Origin of the sequence: Nocardioides exalbidus, from assembly GCF_900105585.1 — a bacterium.
Lineage (GTDB): Bacteria > Actinomycetota > Actinomycetes > Propionibacteriales > Nocardioidaceae > Nocardioides > Nocardioides exalbidus.
Genome location: NZ_FNRT01000002.1, coordinates 2,290,693 through 2,315,788, shown reverse-complemented (window position 1 = coordinate 2,315,788; position 25,096 = coordinate 2,290,693). Strand labels below are relative to the sequence as shown.

Here is a 25,096-nt window from a genome sequence, read left to right as displayed (position 1 = left end):
ACGAGGTGGGTGACGCACCATGGGTGCACGAGCAGTGGGGCGCTTCCTCGGCTGCGGCGTGCTCGTGCTTGCCGCGACCCTCCCCGCCGCCGGTCTCGCAGTGGCCGAGGCGACGCCCACGTCACCCGCGACGCTGACGCTCGTGACCCTCCAGGGCGCCGGCACCGCCGCCGGCCGGGCTGATGCCTCCGAGCTGCTCGCCCGCCAGGACGCCGTGCTCGGTGCGATCGGCGCCAGCGAGCCCACCTACCGCTGGACCACCGCCCTCAACGGCTTCGCCGCACCCCTCACCGACGCCCAGGTCCACGCGCTCGACGACCAGCCCGGCGTGGCTGCCATCGAGGCCGACGAGGTCCGCCCGCTCGCCGGACGTACGTCGTTCGCCGCCGTCCGCGGTGCCGCTCGTTCGCCGCGGCTGAGGGGCGGCGCCGGCGTGGTGATCGGCGTGGTCGACTCCGGCATCGCCCCGGGCTCCCCCGCCTTCGCCGCCGTGCCCGGCCTCGGCGCCGCACCCCGCGACTTCACCGGCGAGTGCGTCGAGGGCGAGGGCTGGACGGTCGAGGACTGCACCCGCAAGGTCGTCGGTGCCCGCTGGTTCGTCAACGGCTTCGGCGCCGACCGGATCCGCACCTCGGAGACCCTCTCGGCGCTCGACGACCTCGGCCACGGCACCCAGGTCGCGTCCGTCGCGGCCGGCAACGCCGGCGTCACCGTGCGGGTCGACGACCGTGACGCCGGCCAGTTCGGCGGCGTCGCGCCGCAGGCGCGGATCGCCGCCTACAAGGCCTGCTGGGGCGCGCCCGACCCGTCGGGGGACGGCTGCTCCACCGCCGACGTGGTCAGCGCGGTCGACGCCGCGGTCGCTGACGACGTCGACGTGCTGAGCCTGGCACTGGCCGGCGGCGAGGGCATCGACACCCTCCAGCGCGCGCTCCTCGGTGCCGCGGAGGCCGACGTCGTCGTGGTCGGTGCGTCCGGCAACTCCTCCGGGTCGGCGTACGCCGCCCACGCGGCGCCGTGGGTCACCACGGTCGGTGCCGCCGTCGGCCGGATGTCACGCGGGCGGATCACCCTGCCCGGCGGCCGGTCGTGGACCGGCGGCGGGCGACCCGTCGACGTGAGGGGGCGCGTCGTGCTGGCCCCTGACGCCGCCGCACCCGGTGCCACTCGCCGCGCGGCGGCCCAGTGCCGACCCGGCGCCCTCGACCCGCGCCAGGTCGCCGACCGCATCGTGGTGTGCCGTCGCGGCGGCATCGGCCGCATCGACAAGTCCGACGCCGTCGCGCAGGCCGGCGGCCGGGCGATGGTCCTGGTCAACCGGCGCCCCGGCGCCGTGAGCGCCGACTTCCACGCCGTGCCGACCGTGCACCTCGCCGTCGCAGCCGGCCGCGAGCTCGTCCGCTGGGCCTCGCGCCACCCCGACACCCGGGTCCGGATGTCCCGGGTCACCGGCGACCCCGGCACCCGTCGTACGGCACCGTGGAGCGCGTCCGGCGACCCGCGCGGTGGCGTGCTCAAGCCCGACGCGGTGGCCGACGGCGACGCCGTCCTCGGTGCGCTGCCCGACTCGACCGGTCGCGGCTGGGGCGTCTTCAGCGGGAGCTCCGCCGCCACGGCCCACGCGAGCGGCCTCGCCGCACTCGTCCGGTCCGCCCACCCGGACTACTCCGCCGCGATCGTCCGGTCGCTGGTCGTCACCGCCGCGCGGCCGATCCGCGGCTCGTCGGCCCTCCAGCAGGGGGCCGGCGCACTTCCCGGCCGGGTGCCGACCGCCCACCTCGCGCTCGACGTGGATCCGGGTGCGTGGCGTCGCGCGCTGCGCTCCCACAGCCTGGCCGACCTCAACGCCAGCTCGCTGCTGCTGTCGTCGCGGCAGACGACGGCGGTCCGCACGCTGACCAACATCGGCACCCGCGCCGAGTACTTCTCCGTCACGGCTCGCGGCTTCACCTCGCACCGGGTGCGCGTGCAGCCCCTCGCCGTACGACTGGCGCCGGGCGAGACCGCGCGCTTCACCATCACCGTCTCCGGCCCCGGCACCCCGGGGCGCCTCGACGACGGCGAGCTCGTCTGGCTCGGCGCCCGCGGAGGCGTCATCAGGGTCCCGGTGGCCCTGACCCGCTGACCCCGACCCGCTGGCCCTGACCCGCTGACCCTGACCCGCTGACCCCGACCCGTTGACCCGGGCGCGCCCCACGGGCGGTCCGCAGCGGGCCGGCAGGCGGCCGACTGCCTACGCCTCGCGCCTGATCGTCATCTCACGGTCGCCGTAGACGACCTTGTCGCCGTCGACGAGGGCGGCGGGCTTGCCCGGGGCGAGCTGCCGGGAGACGCCCTGCCGGACCAGGGTCGTGCCGTTGGTGGAGCCGCGGTCCATCACGACGATCGTGCCGTCGGAGGCCGGGCCGAACTGGGCGTGGGTCTTGGAGACCGACATGTCGGCCGACTGCAGCGGGATGAGGTGGGCGACCTGCTCCCCCGCCCGCGCCTCGGGCCGGCGGCCGACGAGCGCCAGGCCGGCGATCACGAAGCTCTCGCCGTTGTCGAAGTGCACCCGCCAGCGCGCGGCCACCGGCGGCGGTCGCTGGGCCTGCGGAGGCGGCGACCACTGCGGCGGCGCCTGCTGGGGGGGCGCCTGCTGGGGTGGCGCCTGCTGGGGGGCGCCTGCTGGGCCACCGGCTGCGCGGGCGGCTGCGAGTGGGCCTGCGGATGGGGCTGACCCGGGGTCGGCTGCACCGGTTGCTGGGGCACCGGTGCCTGCGGCGTCGGAGCGTGCGGCATGGATGCCGGCGCGGGCGGTGCGGCGACGTCGGCCGGCAGCGGCTGGCGGCGCATCGACTGCTCGGAGCGCTCCGGCGTGCGGGGCACCTCGACGGCAGGCGCCGGGATGAGGCGCATGGCGGTGAGGTTCACGATGTGGCGCGGCCCCTCGTCGACCTCGGCGGCCACCTCCACCACGGGACGTACGTCGACCACGACGGTGTGGGTCAGGTGGTCGTGCCAGCCGCGACGCTGGCGGCCGCGGTCCTCGACCGCGGTCCACGCGAGGGTGGCGACGCCGATGCCGAAGGTGGGCAGGCCCGCGATGCCGAGCACCAGCGAGCGGAGGAGGGCCGGGCCGACGCCGATCGGGGTGCCGGTGCCGTGGTGGACGACGCGGAGCCCGGCCATCGCCTTGCCCGGCGAGGTCCCGCTGACGCCCAGGACGATCGCGAGCACCAGCCAGAGCAGGACGGTCGCGCCGGCGACGGCTCCGACCACGGTCCAGAGCTCGTCGGAGACGAAGAACGCGGTGACGAGCCCGACCGCGGCGAGCAGGCTCCATGCCAGCAGCCGGTCGATCGCGAAGGCGGTGAAGCGCCGCTCGAGCTGGGCGACCGGGTAGGTCATCGCGTGCGGCGGACCGGGCGGCAGGTGCTGGGGGTGCGGGGGGTGCTGGGTCACGGGGTGTCGCTAGGGGTTGGTGACCTGGATGGTGACGCCGTCGCCGAGGTCGAGGACGGCGCCCGGGACCAGGCTGACCGCGATGCCCGGCTTGAGCTCCTCCGGGTCGAGACCGGGCTGGGCGAGCACGGTGCCGTTGGTGGAGCCGAGGTCGGTCGCGATCGCCGAGCCGTGGTCGGCGCCGGCGCCGGGGCGGATCTCGAGGTGCGTCGAGGAGATCTCCTGCTGCGGGCTGGGCACCGAGACGACGTGGGGCTGGTCGTGCGAGGCGAAGCGGCGTGCCTCGGGCGCGCGGCCGACCAGCACGGTGCGGTCGACCAGGACGACGTCACCGGTGGAGAAGACCAGCGAGGCGACCGGCTGCGAGACCACGTCGGGAGCCATCTCCTGGCCGGGGATCGGGGGCCGCACGAAGTCGGGGATCGGCGCGCCGGCCTGGGTGTGGCCGTCGTGCTCGGACCACGGCTCCTCGACCACGGGCGTCTCGCCGGTCGGGGTCGGGTCGTCGCCCGGCTCGCCGAAGCTCATCGGCGCGGACGGGACCGGAGCGGCCTCGGGGACGAAGCCGGGCACGAGCCCGGGGGCGGCGACGGGCTCGCCCGGGACCGGGTCGGACAGCGGGTCGGCGTACGCCACCGGCTCGGGCTGCTCGACGACCGGCTCCTCGTCGACCGTCTCCGCGACCGGCTCCGTGACCGGTTCCTCGGCGGGCACGTCCACCGGCTGCTCGACGGGCTGCTCGACGGGGGCGAAGGACGCGGGTGCGGCCGCGTCGCCTGTGACCGGGGCACCGAGCACGACGACGGAGACCCGGGCGATCCCGGAAGTGAGCGGCAGGTCGGCCACCCCGTCGCCGGTCAGCGTGATGCGCAGGCTCGTGACGCCGGTGACGAGGCGCTCGGCCCAGGCAGTGCCGGGTGCGGCCGAGACGATCTCCTCCCCGCCGGTCGTGGAGATCGTCGCGCTGGGCGCGCCGCGGACGATGAGGCGGGTGGCGTCGTCGCCGTGGGCGACGAGCGCGACGTGGTCGAGCGAGGACAGCCCGCCTGCGAGCAGGGCGTCGAGGACGGCGTCGGCCCCGGAGCCGCTGTCGGCGAGGTCCCAGATCGCGGCGACCCGGCCGCGCTGGCTGCCGGGCAACAGGACGGTGACCTCGTCACCCACGACGGCGTACCAGTCGCCTGCGGCGAACCTCGCCTCTGTGCTCACAGTCGTCCCCCCAGCTTCGATTCGAGGCTCTCCAGCTGGCGCTGGGAGTCATAGGTGTCGTCCTTCACCAATCCCACCACATCGACGACGATCGCCGTGGCGTTGTCGCGACCCCCGGCGGCGATGGCGGCGCGGACCAGCTTGTCGGCGGCGTCGCGCGGGTCGGCGACGGTCTCGAGGATGTCCTCGATCTCCTTGTCCTCGATCATCCCCGAGATGCCGTCGCTGCAGAGCAGCAGGCGCTCGACCGAGCCGAGGGGCAGGAGGAAGAAGTCGGGGTGGATGCCGCCCGGGCTCCCCAGAGCGCGCGTGATGACGTGGCGCTCGGGGTGGACGGCCGCCTCCTCGGGCGTGATGTGGCCGGCGTCGACGAGCTCCTGCACCACCGAGTGGTCGACGCTCACCTGGTCGAGGCGGCCCTCGGTGATGCGGTAGATCCGGGAGTCGCCGAGGTTGGCGAGCAGCCACTTGGCCACGCCGTTGTCGTCGACCAGGACCGCGACGACCGCGGTCGTGCCGGCGTGCCAGCCGGGCTGGACCGCGCGGTGGGCGTTGCCGAACTCGACGATGCGGGTCTGGGCGCGGGCGAAGGCGTCGGCCACCTGCTCGGCACCGCGGGTCGGGTCGTAGGAGTGCGCGAGCCGCGCGAACTCCTCGACCACCATCTGGCTGGCCACGTCGCCGCCGGAGTGGCCGCCCATGCCGTCGGCCACCACGAACACCGGCGGCGCGACCAGGAAGGAGTCCTCGTTGACCTTGCGCACCAGACCGACGTCGCTCGCCGCCCCGTGGTGCAGATCAACGTTCCTCATGCCGTGCCCTCTTCGCCCCGTGTCGAGATCGTGGGCGGTGGTACCGACCCGGCGAGTAGCGTAAGAGGGATGTCCAGTTCAGCGCGGACGACACCCGCACGCACCCTCGCCGACCAGCTGCGCAGCTGGCCCGACGAGCGACTCGTGGCGCTGCTCGGGGCCCGACCGGATCTCGCCACACCCGCCCCTCAGGATTCGTCGCAGCTGGCCTCGCGGGCCGCCACTCGCTCGTCGATTCACCGGGCCCTCGACGGACTGGACCGCCTCGAGCTCACGGTCCTAGATGCCCTGCTGGTTGCAGGTCAAACCACTTCGGAGCACCTGATCTCACTGGTCCACGCCGACCAGGGTCGTACGACGGCCGCGCTGCAGCGGCTGCTCGACCTGGCGCTCGCCTGGGAGGGGCCCGGCGGGCTCCGCGCACTGACCGGCGTGGCCGACGCGATGCGCGGCATGCCCGGCATCACGAGCGGCCTGCGGCCCTCCAGCCCCGAGCCCGCGCCGGCCGCCGACATCGCGGCCCGGATCGCCGAGCTGAGCCCGGCGGCGACCGCCCTGCTGCGCCACGTCGACGACCACGGCGGCGAGGGCACGACGGGCGCCGCCCGCCGCACCGTCTCCCCCGCCGACGCCCGCAGCCCCGCCGAGGAGCTGCTGAGCCGACGCCTGCTCGTGCCGCGCGAGGGCGACAACGTGGTCCTGCCCGGCGAGGTCGGGCTCGCACTGCGGGGCGGCCACACCACGACCGCGCCGGTCGACGACGTGTCCGACCTGGCGACGTCGACGCGCGAGCCCGCACTCGTCGCCCGGAGCGCGGCCGGTGCCGCCTTCGACGTCGTACGACGCGTGGAGCTGCTGCTCGACCACTGGGGCGTCGCGCCGCCGGCGGTGCTGCGCAGCGGCGGCCTCGCCGTCCGCGACCTCAAGGCGGCCGCGCTCGAGCTGCACGTCGACGAGGCGGAGGCCGCCCTCGTCGTGGAGGTCGCCCTCTCCGCGGGGCTCGTCGCCGAGGCGGCCGTCGCCGACGGGACGCCGTCGTGGCTGCCGACCGAGGAGTTCGACGTGTGGTCGGGGCGACCGATCTCCGAGCGGTGGGCCCGGCTGGTCGGCGGCTGGCTCGCCAGCAGCCGGATGCCCTCGCTCGTCGGCTCCCGCGACTCGGCCGGCAAGGCGTGGAACGCCCTCGCGCCCGAGCTCTCCAGCGGCCTGGCCGAGGAGGCCCGCCGCCTCGCGCTGTCCGAGCTGGCCGGGCTCCCCGACGGCGAGGTGCTCGCGGCGGGCACCGGGATCGCCTCGCTCGTCCAGCGCGTCGACTGGCTCCGGCCGCGCCGCCCGCGGGTCTTCGCCGACCTCGTCGCCGCCGCCCTGTCCGAGGCCGCGGTGCTCGGCGTGAGCGGCGCGGGCGGCCTGCCGCCGAGCGGTCGGCTGGTCGCCGAGGGCGACCTCCCGGGCGCCGCCGCGGCCATCGACCCACAGCTGCCGCGAGCCGTGGACCACGTCCTCCTCCAGGCGGACCTGACGGCCGTCGCGCCCGGCCCCCTGGAGACCGAGGTGGCCCGCCGGCTCCACCTCCTCGCCGACGTGGAGTCGCGCGGCGGGGCGACGGTCTACCGCTTCACCTCGGGATCACTGCGCCGCGGCTTCGACGCCGGGTGGTCGGCGGTCGAGGTGCGCGACTTCCTGGGCTCGGTGTCGCAGACGCCGGTGCCGCAGCCCCTGGAGTTCCTCGTCGACGACGTCGCGCGCACCTTCGGCACGGTCCGGGTCGGCCACGCGGAGGCCTTCCTGCGTGCCGACGACGAGGCCGCGCTCGCCGCGCTCGTGCACGACCCGCGCGCCCGCACCCTCGGCCTGCGCCTGCTCGCCCCGACCGTCGCGATCGCCACGTCCCCGCTCGACGTGCTCCTCCCCCGGCTGCGCGAGCTCGGTGCGGCGCCCGTCGTCGAGGCCGCCGACGGCACCGTCCGGGTCAGCCGACCCGACCTCCACCGCGCCCGCACCCGCCGCGGTCGCCGCCCGGCCGGAGCCGTCGAGGCACGCGCCGCCGCGCAGGTCCGCGCGGTGGCGACCGCGATCCGCGCCGGCGACCGGGCCGAGTCGTCGCGACCGGCGACGACCACCGGGACGACGAACCCGTCGGCCGCCCTGGTCGCCATCCGCGAGGCGATCGAGGCCGGCACCACCGTGGTCATCGGCTACGTCGACAACCACGGAGCCACCGGCGAGCGCGTCGTCGACCCGCGGCGGCTCGACGGCGGCCGGCTGTCGGCGTACGACCACCGCGCCGACGACGTGCGCGAGTTCGCGGTGCACCGGATCACCGGCGTCCGCACGCTGTAAGGACCAGTCCCCGGCTACGATTGAAATGTGGACTTCATCCGCTACGCCGAGCGCTCCGCGGCGCTCGTCAACGCCGAGCTGGTCGACGAGGGGTCGCTGACCGACCACCTCGCCGACCGGAGCTGGCTGCACAGGTCGGTGGTCGCGGCTGACATCCCCGCGCTCCAGGCCTTCCAGGTCGAGCTGCGCCCGGTGTTCGAGGCCTCCGACGCCGACGACGTACCGCTCGTGGTGGGCACGCTCAACGACCTGCTCGCCAGCCACCCGGTCACGCCGATGATCTCCGACCACGACCCGTCGAACCTCCACATGCACGTGACCAACCGGGCGTCCTCGGTGGCCGAGCTGCTGGTCGCGGAGTCACTCATGGGGCTGGCCAACCTGGTGTGCGACCTCGGCGCCACCCGGCTCGGGATCTGCACCGAGGCGCGCTGCGACAACGTCTTCGTCGACACCTCGCCCAACCAGTCGCGCCGCTACTGCTCCGACCGCTGCTCCTCGCGCGCCAACGTCGCGGCCTACCGCGCTCGCCAGAAGGCCGCGGCCAGCTGATCCGTAGGATTGAGCGGTGAACGACGGCCCCCTCATCGTCCAGTCGGACAAGACCCTCCTGCTCGAGGTCGACCACCCCTCGGCCGGCGAGGCCCGCAAGGCCATCGCGCCGTTCGCGGAGCTCGAGCGCTCCCCGGAGCACATCCACACCTACCGCCTGACGCCGCTGGGCCTGTGGAACGCGCGCGCCGCGGGCCACGACGCGGAGCAGGTGGTCGACGCGTTGCTGACCTGGAGCCGGTACGCCGTCCCGCACGCGCTGCTGGTCGACGTCGCCGAGACGATGGGGCGCTACGGCCGGCTCCGCCTGGAGAAGCACCCCGTCCACGGGCTGGTGCTGTCGTCGACGGACCGCCCGGTGCTCGAGGAGGTGCTGCGCGCCAAGAAGGTCGCCGGGATGATCGGCGAGCGCCTCGACCCCGACACCGTCGCCGTCCACCCGAGCGAGCGTGGCAACCTCAAGCAGGCGCTGCTCAAGATCGGCTGGCCGGCCGAGGACTTCGCCGGCTACGTCGACGGCGAGGCGCACGCGATCGACCTCGCCGAGGACGGCTGGCACCTGCGGCCCTACCAGCGCGAGGCCGCCGAGTCGTTCTGGGACGGCGGGTCGGGCGTGGTCGTGCTGCCGTGCGGAGCGGGCAAGACGATCGTCGGTGCCGCGTCGATGGCGCACGCGCAGGCCACCACCCTGATCCTGGTCACCAACACCGTGAGCGCGCGGCAGTGGAAGGACGAGCTGGTCAGGAGGACGTCGCTGACGGCCGACGAGATCGGTGAGTACTCCGGCGCCGTGAAGGAGGTCCGGCCGGTCACGATCGCGACCTACCAGGTGCTGACCACGAAGCGGAAGGGCGTCTACCCGCACCTCGAGCTGCTCGACGCGCGCGACTGGGGCCTCATCGTCTACGACGAGGTGCACCTGCTGCCCGCGCCGATCTTCCGCATGACCGCCAACCTCCAGGCGCGCCGGCGCCTCGGCCTGACCGCGACGCTCGTGCGCGAGGACGGCCGCGAGGGCGAGGTCTTCTCGCTGATCGGACCGAAGCGCTACGACGCCCCGTGGAAGGACATCGAGGCGCAGGGCTACATCGCCCCCGCCGACTGCGTCGAGGTGCGGGTGACCCTGCCCGACGGCGAGCGGCTCGCCTACGCGACGGCCGACCCCGACACGAGGTACCGGCTGGCGTCGTGCACCCACGCCAAGATCGACGTCGTGCGCGACCTGGTCGAGCAGCACGCCGGGCAGCCGACCCTCGTGATCGGGCAGTACATCGACCAGCTCGACGAGATCGGCGCGATGCTCGACGCCCCGGTCATCAAGGGCGAGACGACGGTGAAGGAGCGGCAGCGGCTCTTCGAGGCCTTCCGCTCCGGCGAGATCGGGCTGCTGGTGGTCAGCAAGGTCGCCAACTTCTCGATCGACCTGCCCTCGGCCGAGGTCGCGATCCAGGTGAGCGGGTCGTTCGGCTCGCGCCAGGAGGAGGCCCAGCGCCTCGGCCGCCTGCTCCGGCCGAAGACCGAGGGACGCAGCGCGCACTTCTACACGGTCGTCTCGCGCGACACGGTCGACGCCGACTTCGCGCAGAACCGCCAGCGGTTCCTCGCCGAGCAGGGCTACGCCTACCGGATCATCGACGCCGGGGACCTCGCCGCCGAGGCCTGACCTCCCCTGCTGCGTCGCCAGCAGGGGAGGTACGACGTCAGCGACCACGCCCGCGTGGATCACACCGCTAGCCTCGTGGAGTGACCCTCCGAGACCGCATCGGCGCCGAGATCTTCCGCAAGGTCGCGGGTCCCGACGGTCCCCGCCAGCGCGAGCGTGTCCACGGCACCCCGGGACCGCGCTGGTTCGAGCCCGGCTCGCCGATCCACCGCGTCCACGGCGACGCCTCGATGTTCGTCGGCGGCATCCGCGCGATCATGCTCCAGTCGCTGCACCCCGCGGCCATGCAGGGGGTCGCCGACCACTCGGGCTACCGCGGCGACATGTGGGGCCGGCTCGCCCAGGTGTCGACCTACATCGCGATGACGACCTTCGGCGCCGAGCGCGACGCCCTGCAGCTGATCCGGGCCGTGCAGCGGGCACACGAGTCGGTCGTCGGCACGATGCCCGACGGGACGCCCTACGCCGCCTCCGACCCGCACCTGCTCGGCTGGGTGCACGCCGCCGAGATCGACAGCTTCCTCCGCGCCCACGACCGCTTCGGGCACCGGCCGCTGGTGGGCGCCGAGCGCGACGAGTACGTCGCCCAGGCCGGGGTCGCGGCCACGCACCTCGGCGTGCTCGATGCACCGCAGACCGAGGACGAGCTCGCCGCCACCCTGGCGTCGTACGCCCCCGAGCTGCGTGGCACCGACGCGGCGCGCGACGCGATCCGCTTCCTCGTCTGGCACCCCGACCTGCCACTGGCGGCGCGGCCGGCCTACCTCTCCCTGGTCGGGGCCGCGGTCTCGCTGACCTCCGAGCACGAGCGGCGCGAGCTCGGGCTGCCGCACCCGCCGATCCTCGACGGCACCCTCGACCGCACGGTCGGTCGTGCCCTCGGCACGATCTCGACCAGCGCCATCCGGTGGGCGATGACGTCGGGGCGGGAGCACGCGCAGTCGATCGAGGACGCGCGGGCGTGAGCCTCGCCCACGACCTGTCGCAGCGCTGGCCGCTCGGCGACCACCTCGCGCTGCGCGACGAGCTCCTCGGCGCGTGGGACCGCGACGGCTACCACGACCTGCTGCACCTCACCGAGGTCATCGACCGCCTCGACCTCCTGCGGTCGGCCGGCGCCGGCTTCGACGCGACGACCGTCGCGCTCGCGGCGTGGTTCCACGACGCGGTCTACGACGGCACCGCCGACGACGAGGAGCTGTCGGCGCAGTGGGCCGAGCGCGCCCTCCCGGTGCCGTACGCCGACGAGGTGGCGCGGCTGGTCCGGATGACCGTGCACCACCGACCGGGCGACGACGACCCGGCGGGCGGCGCCCTGAGCGATGCCGACCTCGCGATCCTGGCGGCCCCGCGCGAGCGCTACGACGCCTACGTCGCGGGCGTGCGCGCCGACTTCGCCCACGTCGAGGATGACGACTTCCGGGTCGGCCGGGCGCTCGTGCTGGACGACCTCGCCGCCAAGCCGTGGCTCTTCCACACGCCTCAGGGCCGCGCGCTGTGGGAGGCCGACGCGCGCGCGAACCTCACGCGCGAGCTCGAGGAGCTGCGCGCGTGAGGCCGGACGCTGGGGTCAGCGGTCGGTGAGCGACTGGTAGACCGTGAAGCGGTCGTGCCGGTAGCAGGTGCGCGAGACCTCGACGATGCGTCCCTCGGAGACGGCGCGGCGCGAGTGGCGCAGCACGGGGTCGCCTTCGGCGATCTCGAGGACCGTGGCCTCCTCCGCGCTGGCGCGGTCGGCGCTGATCGAGTCCTCGACCTCGGTCGGACGCAGGCCGCGTGCACCGAGCGCCTCGTAGAGGCTCGTCGGGGTGCCGTGCTGCAGGAAGCCCGGGAGCAGCACCTCGTTGAGGTAGGCGTCCTCGACGCACACGATGGCCTGGTCGGCACGGCGCAGCCGGCGCCAGTGCAGCACCGGGTCACCGGGCGAGATGTCGAGTGCGCGGGCGACGCCCGGACCGGCCTGCTCGACGCGGGCCAGCAGGGTCTGGGACTCCGGCAGCATCCCCCGGCGACGGATCTCCTCGGTGAAGGAGGTCAGGCGACCGGCGGTCTTGGGCGGCTGCGCGACGAACGTGCCACGTCCCGGGATGCGCTCCAGGAGGCCCTCGGCGACCAGCGCGTCGAGCGCCTGTCGGACGGTCATCCGGGCCACTCCGAAGCGGGCGACCAGCTCGCGCTCCGACGGTGCCGCGGAGCCCGGGGGCTGCGCCTCGATGAGGCTGCGGACGTGCTCACGAACCTGGACGTGCTTCAACGCCCGCTGGCGCGGTACGACGAGGTCCACAGGTTCCATAGCAAGTCAGGTTAGGACTGGGCTGGACCAGGTGTCACTACATTGAGGATTCCTTCGATAAACACTCGACGGAACCCGGAACTTCGAACGCCTGTTCGACGATGGGTTACGATGCCCGGTGTGGACTTCCAGTCGTCCCTCTTCGCCGATTCCACCACGGATTCCGTGGCGCTCAGCCCTGAGCGTCGGACGCTGTCGCGCGGAGCGTGGATCGACGTGCAGCGCAACTGGCTGGCCGACCCGGACGCCGCGTTTTCCGCACTCGTCTCCGACGTCCCGTGGCGGGCCGAGCGCCGCGAGATGTACGACCGGGTGGTCGACGTGCCCCGGCTCGTGCACACCTACCTCGGCGGCGACCCGCTCCCCCATCCCGCGCTCGAGCGCGCCCGCGACGAGCTGAGCACCCACTACCGCGACGAGCTCGGCGAGCCCTTCGTGAGCGCCGGTTGCTGCTACTACCGCGACGGCCGTGACTCGGTCGCGTGGCACGGCGACAACCTGGGTCGCGGCCGCACCGGGGACACGATGGTGGCCATCGTCAGCGTCGGCGACCCGCGCCGCCTCATGCTCCGGCCCCGCGGTGGCGGTGCGTCCGTCTCGGTCACGATGGGGCACGGCGACCTGGTGGTGATGGGCGGCTCGTGCCAGCGCACCTGGGAGCACGCGGTTCCCAAGGTCGCCCACGCCGGGCCCCGGATCTCGGTGCAGTTCCGCCCGCTCAACGTCTTCTGAGCAGCCGCCTGACCACCGCGAGGCCGGCGAGCGCTGCCAGCGCGTGCTTCCAGTAGGACCTCGCGATCACCGGCAGCACGGCGCTGCCGAGGTCGAGCGCCTCCGCCTCCCGCGGCGGTGCGGGAGGCGGCCGGTGCTGCGCACCGGGAGGGGGCGACGGGGGCGGGGCTGCCAGCTGCTCGGGGGGTAGGGCAGCATCCACCCCCGCCGCGGTCCCCGGGTCAGGTGGGGCGGCTTCGGGAGTCGGCTCGGGTGCGGCGAGGCGCTGCTCGAGGCAGGCCACGAACTGACCGAGGAGCTTGTCGGAGACGTCCTGCATCACGCCGCGGCCGAACTGGGCCGGCTTGCCGGTGATGGCCAGGTCGGTGTCGACGGACACGTCGGTCGCGCCGCCGGCGTCGGTCATGACGACGGTCACCTTCGCCCCGGCCGTGCCGTTGCCGCGCTTGTCCTTGCCCTTCGCGTCGACGACGAAGCGGTGCTCGGCCTCGTCCTTCTCCACGAAGGTGCCGGTGCCGTTGTAGAGCAGGGCGATCGGGCCGAGCTTGACCTTCACCGACCCGGCGAACGACTGCTCGTCGGCCTCGGTGACCTGGGCGCCCGGGAAGCACTCGGCGACGGAGGCGATGTCGTTGAAGTGCGCCCACGTCTCCTCGACGCCGATCGGGACGGTGAACCGGTGGTTCAGCTCCATCTACGCACCGGCCGCCTTCAGCACCGCACGACCGGTCAGCACCCGCGCGAGGTGCTCGCGGTAGTCGGCCGCACCGTTGAGGTCGGAGGGCGGGTTGGTGCCCTCGGCAGCCAGCTCGGCCGCGGCGCGTACGCCGTCCTCCGTCGCGCTCGCTCCCACGAGGGCGGCCTCGGTGGCAGAGGCCCGCAGCGGGGTGGACCCCATGTTCGTGAGCCCGATCCTCGCCTCGTCGATCGAGCCGCGCACGGTCGCCGCGACGGCGACGATCGGCCACTGGTGGGCGACGCGGACGAACTTCTCGTAGTGCGCGCCCCAGCCGGTGTGCTTGGGCACCCGGACCTCGGTCAGGATCTCGTCGTCGCCGATGGCCGTCTCGAAGAGGTCGACGAAGAAGTCGGACGCCTCGACCGTGCGGGACCCGCCCGGTCCGGCGATCACGAACTGCGCGCCGAGCGCGAGCGCCGGCGCGCCGAGGTCACCCGCCGGGTCGGCGTGCGCGAGGGCACCACCGAAGGTGCCGCGGTGCCGGATCTGCGAGTCGGCCACCTCCGCGGCCGCCTTCGACAGCAGCAGCGCGTGCTCCTTGACGAGGTCGTGGTCACGCACGTCGTGGTGGGTGGTCATCGCCCCGATCACGATGGCGTCGCCGTCGTCGCGGATGCCTCGCAGCGAGGAGATGCCACCGAGGTCGATGACGACCTCCGGCGCGTTGAGGCGCATCCGCAGCACGGGCAGCAGGCTCTGGCCACCGGCCAGGATCTTCGCGTCGTCCCCGTGCTCGCCGAGCGCGGAGAGTGCCTCCTCGACCGACGTGGGGGCGAGGTAGTCGAACTCCACCGGGATCACTGGGCTGCTCCTTCTCCGGTCACGGGGGCCTGGTTGGGCGCTCCCTCGTCGAAGTGCGGCATCGCCGACTCCTCCGTCGGTGCCGCACCGTCGTGGGCATGGATGGCGCGCCACACCCGCTCCGGGGTGCAGGGCATCTGGACGTCGCTCACGCCGAGGTGGCGCACGGCGTCGACGACGGCGTTGACGACCGCCGGGGTGGACGCGATGGTGCCCGCCTCGCCCACGCCCTTGGTGCCGAGCGTGTTGGTCGTGCAGATGCTCGGGTCGTCGGTGTGGACGACGTCGAAGGAGATCGTGTCGGCCGCGGTCGGCAGGAGGTAGTCGACGAACGACCCGCTCACGAGCGTGCCGGCGTCGTCGTACACCGCCTCCTCCCACAGCGCCTGCGCGATGCCCTGCACCAGGCCGCCGTGCACCTGGCCGGCGACGATGAGCGGGTTGATGATCGTCCCGATGTCGTCGCAGCAGGTGTACTTGCGCATCTTGACCGCGCCGGTCTCGGTGTCGACCTCCATCGCGCACAGGTGCGTGCCGTGGGGGTAGTTGAAGTTCACCGGGTCGTAGGTCGCGTCGGCGTCGAGCGTGAGCTCCATGCCCTCGGGGTAGTCGTGACCTGCGAAGGTCGCCGTCGCCAGCTCCTGGATCGCCTTGCCCTGGTCGGTGCCGCGGACGGTGAACCTGCCGTCGGCGTAGTCCAGGTCGTCGGCGTTCGCCTCGAGCAGGTGGGCTGCGAGCACCTTGGCCTTGTCGATGACCTTGTCGACCGCCTTGACGAGCGCCTCGCCGCCCACGACGAGCGAGCGCGAGCCGTAGGTGTCGAGCCCCTTGGGCGCCACCTGGGTGTCGCCGTGCAGCACCTCGACGTCCTCGAAGGGGACCCCGAGCCGGTCGGCGACGATCTGGCTGAACGCCGTCTCGTGGCCCTGGCCGTGGGCGCTCGCCCCGGTGACGACCTCGACCTTGCCGAGGGGCGTCATCCGCACGCTGGCGCTCTCCCAGCCGCCGGCGCCGTAGTCGAGGCTGCCGAGCACCCGGCTCGGCGCGAGGCCGCACATCTCGGTGAAGGTGGAGACGCCGATGCCCAGCTGGACGCGGTCACCGCGCTCGCGGCGCTCGGCCTGCTCGCGGCGCAGCTCGTCGTAGCCGAAGGACTCCTTCGCCTTCGCCGTCGCGGCCTCGTAGTTGCCGGTGTCGTACTCCAGGCCCGCGACGGTGGTGAACGGGAACTCCTCGTGGGTGATCCAGTTGCGCTCGCGGATCTCCAGCGGGTCCACGCCGACCTCCGCGGCGAGCTCGTCCATCAGCCGCTCGATGGCGTACGTCGCCTCCGGCCGGCCGGCGCCGCGGTAGGCGTCGGTGAAGGTCGTGTTGGTGAGGACCGTCTGGCACTCGAAGCGGTAGGCCGGGAACTTGTAGATCGCGTTGAACATGAACGCGCCCAGCACCGGCACGCCGCCACCGACGATGGCGACGTAGGCGCCCAGGTCGGCGTCGAGGTGCACCTTGAGGCCGGTGACCTTGCCGTCCTTGTCGGCGGTGAGGGTCAGGGTCTGCACCTGGTCGCGACCGTGGTGCGCGGCCATCAGGCTCTCGCTGCGGGTCTCGGTGTACTTCACCGGCTTCCCGAGCCGGCGGGCCACCCCCCAGGCGATCATCTCCTCGGGCGTCGTCTGGAGCTTGCCGCCGAACCCGCCACCGACGTCGGGTGCGATGACGCGGATCTTGGACTCGGGCACGCCGGTGGTGGCCGCCAGCGCGAAGCGGAGGATGTGCGGGATCTGCGTCGCCGACCACATGGTCAGCTGCTCGCTGGTCGGGTCGACCACCACGCTGCGGGGCTCCATGAAGGCGGGGATCAGCCGCTGCTGGCGGTACTCCCGCTCGATGACGATCCCGTCGGCGCGGGCGGTCTCGATCGCCGCCTCGACGTCGGAGCCGGTGCCGGCCTCGCCGGAGTCGAAGACCCACAGCGCCGACTTGTTGGTGCCGAGGTCGGGGTGGGCGAGCACCTGGTCCTCGAGCGCCTTCTTGATGCCGACGACGGCCGGCAGCTCGTCGTACTCGACGTCGACCAGCTCGGCGGCGTCACGTGCCGCGGCGGCGCTGCGGGCCACCACGACGGCGACGATCTCGCCCGCGAAGGCGACCCGGTCGGCCGGCATCGGCGAGTGGGCGGGCGTCTTCTGGTCGGGCGTGATCGGCCACGCGTTGATGCACGCGCCGAGCTCCTCGCCGAAGTCCTTGCCGGTCAGCACGGTGACGACGTTGGTCGAGGCCGCGGCGGCCTCGGTGTCGATCGAGGTGATCGTGGCGTGGGCGAACGGGCTGCGCACCATCGCGAGGTGCAGCATCCCCGGGAGCGTGATGTTGTCGGTCCACCGGGTGCGGCCGGTGATCAGCCGCTGGTCCTCCTTGCGGCGCCGGTCCTTGCCGATCTCTGCGGCCGGGCGGTCCTGGGTGGCGGTCATGAGCGGGCTCCCTCGGCGGCGTGGAGGACGCTCTTGACGATGTTGTGGTAGCCGGTGCAGCGGCAGAGGTTTCCCTCCATGCCGAGCCGGACCTCCTCCTCGGTGGGGCTCGGGTTCTCCGCGAGCAGGTCGACGGCCTGCATGATCATGCCCGGCGTGCAGAAGCCGCACTGGAGGCCGTGGCACTCACGGAAGGCCTCCTGGACGGGATGGAGGTCGCCCTCCGCGGTCTCGGCCAGTCCCTCGATCGTCGTCACGGTGCGGCCGTTGGCCTGCACGGCCAGCACGTTGCACGACTTCACGCTCGAGCCGTCGAGGTGCACCGTGCACGCCCCGCAGTTCGAGGTGTCGCAGCCGATCACCGTGCCGGTCTTGCCGAGCTTCTCCCGGAGGTACTGCACGAGCAGCATCCGGGGCTCGACGTCGTCGGAGACAGCGGCTCCGTCGACAGTGAGCTCGATCTTGGTCATGGGGCGCCTCCAGGCGTGTGAGGTGGGTCACTCTCACGACCGACGCTAGGTGCCGATGGTTGGTCCGCGGTTGCCCGCGGACCAACCCCGGGCCTCAGTACTGCAGGACCGTGCCCCGCGGCTTCTCGGACAGGACGTTGGCCGAGACCAGGAGGTGGCCGTCGGACCACTCCACCGCCGCCGGCATCTTCGCCATCACGTAGGGCACGGCCCGGTCGGAGCCCGCCTTGATCCGCGAGACCATCCCGCCGAAGAGCTGCGCGACGTAGACGTCGCCGTTGTCGGCTACCGCGACGCCGGTGGCCGCCGCGAGGCCGGTTGCGACGGTGCGCACCTTGCCGGTCCTCGCCTTGACCTTGACCACCATGCCGTTGGCTCCGGTGCTGCCGTCCTCCGGACCGCCGGGCAGGAGGCTGACGTAGAGCCAGCCGCCCGTGCCGACCTCGACGTCCGTCGGGACCGGCTCGAAGGCGTAGGTGTGCCCCACGACGCAGGCGGGGAGCTTGTTCGCCGTGGCCGCCTCGGCGGTGATCACCACGGCGACCGGCGGGAGCACGGCCACGGTGGAGACCTTGCCCCTGGCGTCCACGCCGAGGATCGAGTTGCCCGCGGCGTCGGCGACGTAGGTCGTGCCGCGGTGGACCGCGGAGCCGTAGGGGTGCGACTCGACGATGCCCGTGTAGGCGCCGGGCACCTCCTTCGGGATCTGCGCCAGGCAGGTCGCGTCGAGGTCGCTGAAGCCGTAGGCCTGCTTCCCGTCCGGGTTCTTCCTCGCCTCGTAGGCGCCGAGGTCGGCCTGCATCATCGGCTTGCCGCCGGGACGCATCCACCACAGGACCGCCTTCTTGCCCTTCGTCGTCGCGAAGTGGACGACGCCGCCCGACTCCGACAGCGCGCCGACCTCGGTCCCCTTCCTGGGCGCGGCGAAGACGACCTTCGGCTTGCCTCCGGGCGGGACCGCGGTGAGCAGGCCGGCGAAGTTCTGGCTGACGTAGGCGGTGCCGTCGCCGGCGACCACCATGCTGAGCGGCGAGACCAGCTTCTTCGCCACCGTCGTGGGCTCGGGTGCGGGGGCTGCCCCCGCCGTGGGGGCGCCGAGCAGGCTCCCCGCGAGCAGGACGGCCGCTCCCGCCGCCATCCCTCCTCGTGTCGTGACCATGCAACTCTCCCTCGTCGGGGCCGCGCCCTCCCGGCACGGCACCTCGTTGCAGGATCGACCTCGCTCCTCGACCCGGGCCAGCCACTACGTGGGAAATGACCGGAATCTCAAGGAACGGTCAACGTGCGCTGGCGAGCTTGCCCTTGAGCAGCGGGGCGACCGGGTGGTGCACCGGGATCGCGGCCAGGCACGCCTCGACGACAGCCGTGTCGTAGGGCGCGAGCTCGCTGTAGCGCAGCACCGCGTCGGGGTCGGGGTCGTTCAGCAGCGCCTCCCGGACGCTGACCGCGAGGTAGTCGCCCATCTGCACGAGCGCGGGCGACTCGGTCCCGGGCAGCAGGTCGCCGCCGTAGGCGCGCACCGCTCGTCGTACGTCGCCACGGCGCAGGAGGCGTTGCACCTCCTCGACGTCGCTGGTGACCGGCATGGTGAGGCGGTAGGGCCGCGACGAGAGCTGGCCGGACAGTGCCGTGCGCAGGTGGGAGACCTCCGCCTTCAGCGTCGAGGTGGTCACCGCGGCGTCGCCGTAGAGCAGGGCGTGCAGGTGCTCGACCGAGAGGCCGGAGGGGTGCAGCGCCAGGAGCGCGAGGATCTCGGTCTGGCGGCGGTTGAGCAGCAGCCGCTGCCCGTCGAACCACACCTCCGCGGTCCCGAGCAGCGTCAGCACGAGCCCGGGCTCGTCGGGGCCGACGTCCCCCGCGAACGGCGTACGACGGTCCGTGGGCAGCGCGCCCTCGATGAGCCGTGCCATCACGCGCGCGGTGGCCAGCCCGATCGGGTGGGTGCGGTCCCAGGTCGTCGACAGGTCGATCACGCCGAGCGAGCGGCCGGTGACCGGGTCGAAGACGGGCGCGGCCCAGCAGACCCAGTTGTGCACCACCTCGGCGTAGTGCTCGGCGCTGAAGACCATCGACGGCGCTGCCGTGCGACCGGCGATTGCCAGGGCGTTGGTCCCGACGCTGCGCTCGTCCCAGCGTCCACCGGGCACGAAGTTGACCGTCTCGGCCTTGCGTCGCATCACCCGGCCGCCGTAGGTCCACAGGATCCGGGTCTGGTCGTCGGTGACGGCGATGACCAGGTCGCCGTCCTCGGCCGTGCGACGCAGCTCGTCCTGGACCCGTTCGACGGCTGTCTGGAGGGGCGAGGCGTTCCAGAAGTCGGCCGTGTCGCCCTCGTCGGCGAGCGGGGCATGGGTCACGTCGGGCGACACGACGCCCGAGAGCTGCCAGCTGCTGAGGATCTCGGGACGCACGGCGTCGTCCTCGTCGTCGCCCTGCGCGACGAAGCGCGTCCACGCGCGCACGGCGCGCACGCGCCGGTCGTGCAGGTCATCGCGTTGCATGGCGGCTCCCCCGGGGTCGGGGCCAACCTAACTCGCGAGTGACGCTGGTAACAGGGCAGCGGGGACTGGTTCAGTCCTCGCGGTGGATCCGGCCCTGCGTCGTCGCGAGCCGCTCCCCCGACCCACCCCACCGGCGGGCGACGATCTCGGCCGCGATCGAGACGGCCGTCTCCTCGGGCGTCCGGGCACCGAGGTCCAGCCCGATGGGCGAGGACAGGAGGTCGAGCTCGGTGTCGGTGAGCCCGGCCTCGGCGAGCCGCTCCATCCGCTCGTCGTGCGTGCGCCGCGAGCCCATCGCACCGATGTAGCCGGGACGCACGTCGTCGGCCAGGCGCAGCGCGACCTCGAGGAGGGGCACGTCGAACTTCGGGTCGTGGGTCAGCACGGCCAGCACCGTGCGCCGGTCCACCCGGCCGGCGTCGACCTCGGCCTGCAGGTAGCGGTGCGGCCAGTCGACGACCACCTCGTCGGCGCCGGGGAAGCGCGAGGTGGTCGCGAACACGGGCCGGGCGTCGCAGACGGTGACGTGGTAGCCGAGGAACGACCCGACCCGGGCGACGGCAGCCGCGAAGTCGATGGCGCCGAAGACCAGCATCCGCGGCTTGGGCGCGAAGCCCCACACGAACACCCGCATCCCCTCGCCGCGGCGCTCGCCGTCGGGGCCGTAGGTCAGGGTCGCGTTCGAGCCCGCCGCGAGCAGCCCGAGGGCGTCGTCGTGCACTGCTGCGTCGGCCCGCGGTGAGCCGATGGCACCGACCGGGTCGCTCTCGGGACGGACCACCATCCGGCGGCCCACCCACGCGGGGTCGGGGTGCTCGATGACCGTGGCGAGGGCGACCGGGCGGCCGGCCTCGATGTCGGCCGCGACCTCGCCGAGCTCGGGGAAGGTCTCGCGGGAGACCTGCTCGACGAAGACGTCGAGGATGCCGCCACAGGTCAGGCCGACCGCGAAGGCGTCGTCGTCGGAGACGCCGTAGCGCTCGAGGACCGGCTCCCCCGACGCGACCACCGACTGCGCGAGGTCGTAGACCGCACCCTCCACGCAACCGCCCGAGACCGAGCCGACCGCGGACTCGTCGGGCCCGACGAGCATCGAGGCGCCCGGCGGGCGCGGCGCCGAGCGGAAGGTCGCGACGACGGTGCCGACGCCGACGGTCTCGCCGGCCTCCCACCACGTCAGCAGCTCGGGCAGCACGTCACGCACGGGCGATCACCCCGGTGAGGTCCGCGAAGGTCGCCAGGGAGTGGCCGGCGAGGAACTCGTCGCAGTGCGGCAGCGCCGCCACGACGCCGCCCTGGAGCGGCTCGTAGCCCGGCTTGCCGCGGTGCGGGTTCACCCAGACGACGCGGTGCGCGACCCGCTTCAGCCGGGCCATCTGCTCGCCGAGCAGCTCCGCGTCGCCGCGCTCCCACCCGTCGCTGAACACCACGACCACGGCGCCGCGCGCGAGCCCGCGCTGGCCCCAGCGATCGAGGAACACCCGCAGCGTCTCGCCGAGCCGGGTGCCGCCCGACCAGTCGGGCACGACCTCGCCCGCCGCGACGATGGCGCGGTCGGCGTCCGGCGAGCGGAGCGCCCGCGTGACGTGGGTCAGCCGGGTGCCGACGGTGAACGTCTCGACCGTCCCGCCGGTGGCCCGCGCCGACTGGGTGAGCCGGTGGGCGAGCCGCAGCAGCGCGTCGGCGTACGCACTCATCGATCCGCTGACGTCGACCAGGAGCACCACGCGGCGCGGGCGGGTGCCCCGTCGTCGCCACGCGATCTCCGCCGGCTCGCCGAGGTGCCGCAGCGAGCGGCGCATGGTGCGGGCGGCGTCGACCTGGCCGCGGTGCCACCTGCGGTGCCGGGCCGTACGCCGCTGCGGCGGGCGCAGCGAGAGGCGGGCGAACATCCCGGACAGGCGCCGCTTCTCGGCGGCGTCGAGCGTCGCGACGTCGCGGTGGCGCAGCACCTCCGAGGTCGAGGCCATCGCGCGGACCACGTCCTCCTCCTGGTCCCCCGCACCGGAGCCCGCGGCCTCGGTGTCGGGCAGCATGTGCAGCGCCCGGGGCCGGCTCTGCTCGCGCGGGCGCGACCGTGGCAACCCGTCGTGCGGGTCGAACCACGCCGCGAAGACCTGGTCGTAGCGGGCGAGGTCGTCGGGCGATCCGCAGAGCGTGGCGCGGCCCGCCCAGTAGGTCGCCTGGCGGTCGTCGGCGCCGACCGTCGCGACCGCGGTGAGGAAGCCGTGCGACCGGTCCTGGGTGACGGGCACGCCGGCGGCCCGCAGCGCGCGCGTGAAGCCGAGCAGCACCTCGTCGGCACCGCGTGGCGACCCCGGCGCGGTGGTCATCGCGACAGCATCCGGTCGAGCGCCGCCTTCACCCGGTCGCCGTCCTCGCGATACTTCAGCAGGGCGCCGAGGGTGGCCGCTGCGGACGCCAGGTCGAGCTCGGCGGTGCCGAGGTAGGTCAGCGCCCGCGCCCAGTCGAGCGTCTCGGCCACGCCGGGCGCCTTCAGCAGGTCGTCGCGGGTGCGCAGCTGCTGCACGACCCCGACCACCTGCCGGGCCAGCGCCTCGCTGACCTCGGGCGCCCGCGAGCGGACGATCTCGACCTCGCGCTCGAGGCCCGGGTGGTCGATCCAGTGGTAGAGGCAGCGGCGCTTGAGCGCGTCGTGGAGCTCGCGGGTGCGGTTGGAGGTGAGGACCACCAGCGGCGGCTCCGGAGCGGTCACCGTGCCGAACTCGGGGATCGTCACCTGCCAGGTCGAGAGCACCTCGAGCAGGAAGGCCTCGAACTCGTCGTCGGCGCGGTCGACCTCGTCGACCAGGAGCACGGCGGGGGCCTGGCGGAGCGCGGCGAGGACCGGTCGCGCGAGCAGGAAGCGCTCGTCGTACAGGCTCTTCTCGGCCTCGTCGGAGTCGACGGCACCGGCCGCCTCGAGGGCGCGCAGGTGCAGGATCTGGCGGGGGAAGTCCCAGTCGTAGAGGGCCTGGCTGGCGTCTATCCCCTCGTAGCACTGCAGCCGCACGAGCGGGAGGTCGAGGGACTGGGCGAGCGCCTCGGCGAGCGCGGTCTTCCCGGTGCCCGGCTCGCCCTCGAGCAGGAGCGGCCGCTGCATCCGCGACGCCAGGAAGACGACGGTGGCCAGCTCACCGTCGGCGAGGTACCCGGTCGCTCCGAGGCGGGCGGCGACGTCCGCGGCTGACTCCATGCGCTCAGGCTACGACCCAGCACGTTGGTCGCACGTTGGCGTGCGATGCCCAACCCGGGTCACGAGGTTCAGCGGGTGTCGACGTCGGCACCGGTGGCGAGGTCGCCGCACTCGACCAGCGCCACGTCGTGCGTGGCGAGGTAGTCGCGAGCACCGCGGTCGCCGGTCGCACCCTCGACGACGCCGGACCAGTGGTCGCGGCCCAGCACGACCGGGTGCCCCGGCACACCGTCGTACGACGCCCGCACGAGGTCGCCGCGGCCCGACACCGCCCCGGCCAGGCGGGCCACGACGGCGGCGTCGACGTCGGGCAGGTCGACCAGCGACACCAGGGCGGCGTCGTGGTCGGTCGGCTCGAGGGCGAGCAGACCGGTGCGGAGCGACGCCCCCATGCCCTCGGCCCAGTCGTCGGCGCGGATCCGGGCCACCGACATCGGGAGCAACGCCGCGGCACGCTCGGCCTCGGCGCCCAGCACCACCACGACCTCGGCACACGGCCGCAGCGCCTGCACCGATCGGAGCAGCCACGACGTGCCGTCGTCGTCGCGCGCGAGCGCCTTCGGGCCGCCGAACCGCTTCCCCGCACCTGCTGCGAGGAGCAGCCCGACGACCGACGTCACTGCGAGAAGGCCTCCGCGTAGAGCGACTCGAGCTCCGGGGACTTCTCGGCGGTGAAGCCGCAGAGGGTCACCCGGTCACCGGTGGCGCTGACGAGGTAGGTCTTGCCCTGCTGGAAGTCGACCGCCATCAGGAGGTCCTGCATGTCCTGGCTCGGCGCCTCGACCGTGACCGTCGTCGCCTCGGCGCCGGCGTACCACTGGTCGACCTGGAGGGTCGCGGTGCCGTCCTCGACGCTGGTGACGGTGCCCTCGAAGGCGGTGTCGAAGCCTGAGAGCATCTCGGCCGACGGCACGGCGCACTTGCCTGCCGTCGAGCCGTCGGCCACGAGGGAGAGGGTGTCGGTGGTGGCATCGCCCTCGGAGGCGCCCGAGGAGGTGGTGTCCGACGCGGTCGTGTCGTCCGCACTCGTGTCGGCGGCGTCGTCGGAGCCGCACGCGGCGAGTCCGCCGAGCGCGGCGAGGAGGACGGGTACGACGAGCAGCTGGCGTGCGCGGCTGGGGGTACGGCTGGTGTTCACGATTCCTCCTGGTGGACCGGGCCGGTGTCCTCACCGTGCCACATGCCCTTGGACGCGCGTCGCGTGTCGTGCGTTCCCGTCACGTGGGTCACATCCGATGCGTGCTCACGTCACCGGGAGCTCATCGTCGTCCTCCTCGACCTTGCGCTTGAGGCGTCCGATCCCGGGGACCTTGCCGAGGATCTCGTTGAGCTCGCGCGAGACGTTGAGCAGGTCGTGCAGGTCGGGGGCGACGGACCCGAGCGTGCCGAGCACGGGCAGGAGGTCCTTCTCCACCGTGGCGGTCAGCGCGGGGAGGTGGTCGACGAGCTGGACGAGCGCGCGTACCTCGTCGGGGGACGTGGTGTCGGCAAGCGTCTCCAGCGTGGGCTGGAGCCGGGTCAGTGAGGGCTCGAAGGTGTCGAGCAGGCCGGTCACCCGCACGACCTGCGCGTCGGCGTCGTCGACGACGGCGCTCGTGCGCACCACGATGACGTTCGCGGCCTCGGTGACCTCCCGGACGCGGTCGATCGCCGCCGAGGCCCGCACGAGGAGCCGCTCGGCGTCGTCGAGGAGCGCCAGCACCCGGGGCACCGCGCCGATCAGGGCCTCGACCTGATCGGTGCCCCGCTCGATGGCGGTGAGGACGTCACGCGGGCCGGGCACGGGAAGGCGCATGCGACATTCCTACCCGTCGAGCGAAATGGCAGCGAGGCCCCCGCCGGAGCGGAGGCCTCGCTGGTGGTGCTGATCGGG

The 25,096-nt window shown here is 73.7% G+C and carries 24 protein-coding genes; 7 read left to right on the top strand and 17 right to left on the bottom strand.

Annotation, left to right across the window (positions count from 1 at the left end; translation table 11 throughout):
* The first annotated feature begins 19 nt into the window (after positions 1-19).
* Complete coding sequence (locus BLV76_RS11380) at positions 20-2,125, top strand: S8 family serine peptidase (RefSeq protein ID WP_090969232.1); 2,106 nt, start codon at positions 20-22, stop codon at positions 2,123-2,125.
* A 108-nt stretch (positions 2,126-2,233) separates the two neighbouring features.
* On the opposite strand, the gene BLV76_RS11375 is transcribed toward BLV76_RS11380, so the two are convergent.
* Genes BLV76_RS11375 through BLV76_RS11360 form a run of 4 tightly spaced genes read right to left on the bottom strand, consistent with a single transcriptional unit; the run spans position 2,234 to position 5,465 of the window.
* Positions 2,234-2,554, bottom strand: coding sequence for an FHA domain-containing protein (locus tag BLV76_RS11375; RefSeq protein WP_139306552.1), 321 nt, complete (start codon positions 2,552-2,554; stop codon positions 2,234-2,236).
* Positions 2,524-3,444, bottom strand: coding sequence for an RDD family protein (locus BLV76_RS11370; RefSeq protein WP_090969230.1), 921 nt, complete (start codon positions 3,442-3,444; stop codon positions 2,524-2,526). Before BLV76_RS11370 ends, BLV76_RS11375 begins: the two co-directional genes overlap by 31 nt.
* A 9-nt stretch (positions 3,445-3,453) precedes the next feature.
* On the bottom strand, positions 3,454-4,653 hold the full coding sequence (locus BLV76_RS11365) for an FHA domain-containing protein (RefSeq protein WP_090969229.1): 1,200 nt from the start codon (positions 4,651-4,653) through the stop codon (positions 3,454-3,456).
* Positions 4,650-5,465, bottom strand: coding sequence for a PP2C family protein-serine/threonine phosphatase (locus BLV76_RS11360; protein WP_090969228.1), 816 nt, complete (start codon positions 5,463-5,465; stop codon positions 4,650-4,652). Before BLV76_RS11360 ends, BLV76_RS11365 begins: the two co-directional genes overlap by 4 nt.
* Before the next feature lie 69 nt (positions 5,466-5,534).
* On the opposite strand from BLV76_RS11360, the gene BLV76_RS11355 reads away from it, so the two are divergent.
* From BLV76_RS11355 to BLV76_RS11335, 5 genes are all read left to right on the top strand, one after another.
* A complete protein-coding gene (locus BLV76_RS11355) occupies positions 5,535-7,805 on the top strand; it encodes a helicase C-terminal domain-containing protein (protein ID WP_090969227.1) in 2,271 nt (756 codons plus the stop codon).
* Between the two features lie 27 nt (positions 7,806-7,832).
* Positions 7,833-8,357 carry a CGNR zinc finger domain-containing protein gene (locus BLV76_RS11350; RefSeq protein WP_090969226.1) on the top strand — a complete coding sequence of 175 codons (525 nt, stop codon included), beginning with the start codon at positions 7,833-7,835 and terminating at the stop codon, positions 8,355-8,357.
* A gap of 16 nt (positions 8,358-8,373) precedes the next feature.
* Positions 8,374-10,020, top strand: coding sequence for a DNA repair helicase XPB (locus BLV76_RS11345; RefSeq protein ID WP_090969225.1), 1,647 nt, complete (start codon positions 8,374-8,376; stop codon positions 10,018-10,020).
* An 80-nt stretch (positions 10,021-10,100) separates the two neighbouring features.
* Positions 10,101-10,985, top strand: a complete 885-nt coding sequence (locus tag BLV76_RS11340) for an oxygenase MpaB family protein (protein WP_090969224.1) — start codon at positions 10,101-10,103, stop codon at positions 10,983-10,985.
* Positions 10,982-11,575 (top strand): HD domain-containing protein, encoded by a 594-nt coding sequence (locus BLV76_RS11335; RefSeq protein WP_090969223.1) that lies wholly within the window; start codon positions 10,982-10,984, stop codon positions 11,573-11,575. Before BLV76_RS11340 ends, BLV76_RS11335 begins: the two co-directional genes overlap by 4 nt.
* A 15-nt stretch (positions 11,576-11,590) precedes the next feature.
* Here the strand turns inward: BLV76_RS11335 and BLV76_RS11330 are convergent, their stop codons facing one another.
* The gene (locus BLV76_RS11330) at positions 11,591-12,313 is read right to left on the bottom strand and encodes a GntR family transcriptional regulator (protein ID WP_090969222.1); all 723 of its coding nucleotides are present in this window, start codon (positions 12,311-12,313) and stop codon (positions 11,591-11,593) included.
* A 111-nt stretch (positions 12,314-12,424) separates the two neighbouring features.
* On the opposite strand from BLV76_RS11330, the gene BLV76_RS11325 reads away from it, so the two are divergent.
* A complete protein-coding gene (locus BLV76_RS11325; RefSeq protein ID WP_090969221.1) occupies positions 12,425-13,045 on the top strand; it encodes an alpha-ketoglutarate-dependent dioxygenase AlkB in 621 nt (206 codons plus the stop codon).
* Here BLV76_RS11325 and BLV76_RS11320 read toward each other — a convergent pair.
* The 12 genes from BLV76_RS11320 to BLV76_RS11265 all read right to left on the bottom strand — a co-directional run bounded on the left by BLV76_RS11320 (position 13,032) and on the right by BLV76_RS11265 (position 25,018).
* Positions 13,032-13,739 carry an SRPBCC family protein gene (locus BLV76_RS11320; protein WP_090969220.1) on the bottom strand — a complete coding sequence of 236 codons (708 nt, stop codon included), beginning with the start codon at positions 13,737-13,739 and terminating at the stop codon, positions 13,032-13,034. The two genes, BLV76_RS11325 and BLV76_RS11320, sit on opposite strands and share 14 nt — an antisense overlap.
* Positions 13,740-14,585, bottom strand: a complete 846-nt coding sequence (locus tag BLV76_RS11315) for an FAD binding domain-containing protein (RefSeq protein ID WP_090969219.1) — start codon at positions 14,583-14,585, stop codon at positions 13,740-13,742.
* A complete protein-coding gene (locus BLV76_RS11310; RefSeq protein WP_090969218.1) occupies positions 14,582-17,056 on the bottom strand; it encodes a xanthine dehydrogenase family protein molybdopterin-binding subunit in 2,475 nt (824 codons plus the stop codon). Before BLV76_RS11310 ends, BLV76_RS11315 begins: the two co-directional genes overlap by 4 nt.
* Positions 17,053-17,526: a (2Fe-2S)-binding protein gene (locus BLV76_RS11305; RefSeq protein ID WP_090969217.1), complete on the bottom strand. Its 474-nt coding sequence runs from the start codon at positions 17,524-17,526 to the stop codon at positions 17,053-17,055. The genes BLV76_RS11310 and BLV76_RS11305 overlap by 4 nt, the downstream gene beginning before the upstream one ends.
* Positions 17,527-17,620: 94 nt before the next feature.
* Positions 17,621-18,685, bottom strand: coding sequence for a ScyD/ScyE family protein (locus BLV76_RS11300; RefSeq protein ID WP_139306551.1), 1,065 nt, complete (start codon positions 18,683-18,685; stop codon positions 17,621-17,623).
* A 118-nt stretch (positions 18,686-18,803) separates the two neighbouring features.
* A complete protein-coding gene (locus BLV76_RS11295; RefSeq protein WP_090969215.1) occupies positions 18,804-20,027 on the bottom strand; it encodes a sigma-54-dependent transcriptional regulator family protein in 1,224 nt (407 codons plus the stop codon).
* A gap of 70 nt (positions 20,028-20,097) precedes the next feature.
* Entirely contained in the window at positions 20,098-21,231 is a 1,134-nt protein-coding gene (locus tag BLV76_RS11290) for an XdhC family protein (RefSeq protein ID WP_090969214.1), read from the bottom strand.
* A complete protein-coding gene (locus BLV76_RS11285; RefSeq protein WP_090969213.1) occupies positions 21,224-22,360 on the bottom strand; it encodes a vWA domain-containing protein in 1,137 nt (378 codons plus the stop codon). Before BLV76_RS11285 ends, BLV76_RS11290 begins: the two co-directional genes overlap by 8 nt.
* The gene (locus BLV76_RS11280; RefSeq protein WP_090969212.1) at positions 22,357-23,223 is read right to left on the bottom strand and encodes an AAA family ATPase; all 867 of its coding nucleotides are present in this window, start codon (positions 23,221-23,223) and stop codon (positions 22,357-22,359) included. Before BLV76_RS11280 ends, BLV76_RS11285 begins: the two co-directional genes overlap by 4 nt.
* A 68-nt stretch (positions 23,224-23,291) precedes the next feature.
* A complete protein-coding gene (locus BLV76_RS11275) occupies positions 23,292-23,843 on the bottom strand; it encodes a nucleotidyltransferase family protein (protein WP_090969211.1) in 552 nt (183 codons plus the stop codon).
* Positions 23,840-24,361 (bottom strand): hypothetical protein, encoded by a 522-nt coding sequence (locus BLV76_RS11270; RefSeq protein WP_090969210.1) that lies wholly within the window; start codon positions 24,359-24,361, stop codon positions 23,840-23,842. Before BLV76_RS11270 ends, BLV76_RS11275 begins: the two co-directional genes overlap by 4 nt.
* Positions 24,362-24,466: 105 nt before the next feature.
* A complete protein-coding gene (locus BLV76_RS11265) occupies positions 24,467-25,018 on the bottom strand; it encodes a hypothetical protein (RefSeq protein WP_090969209.1) in 552 nt (183 codons plus the stop codon).
* Positions 25,019-25,096: the final 78 nt, after the last annotated feature.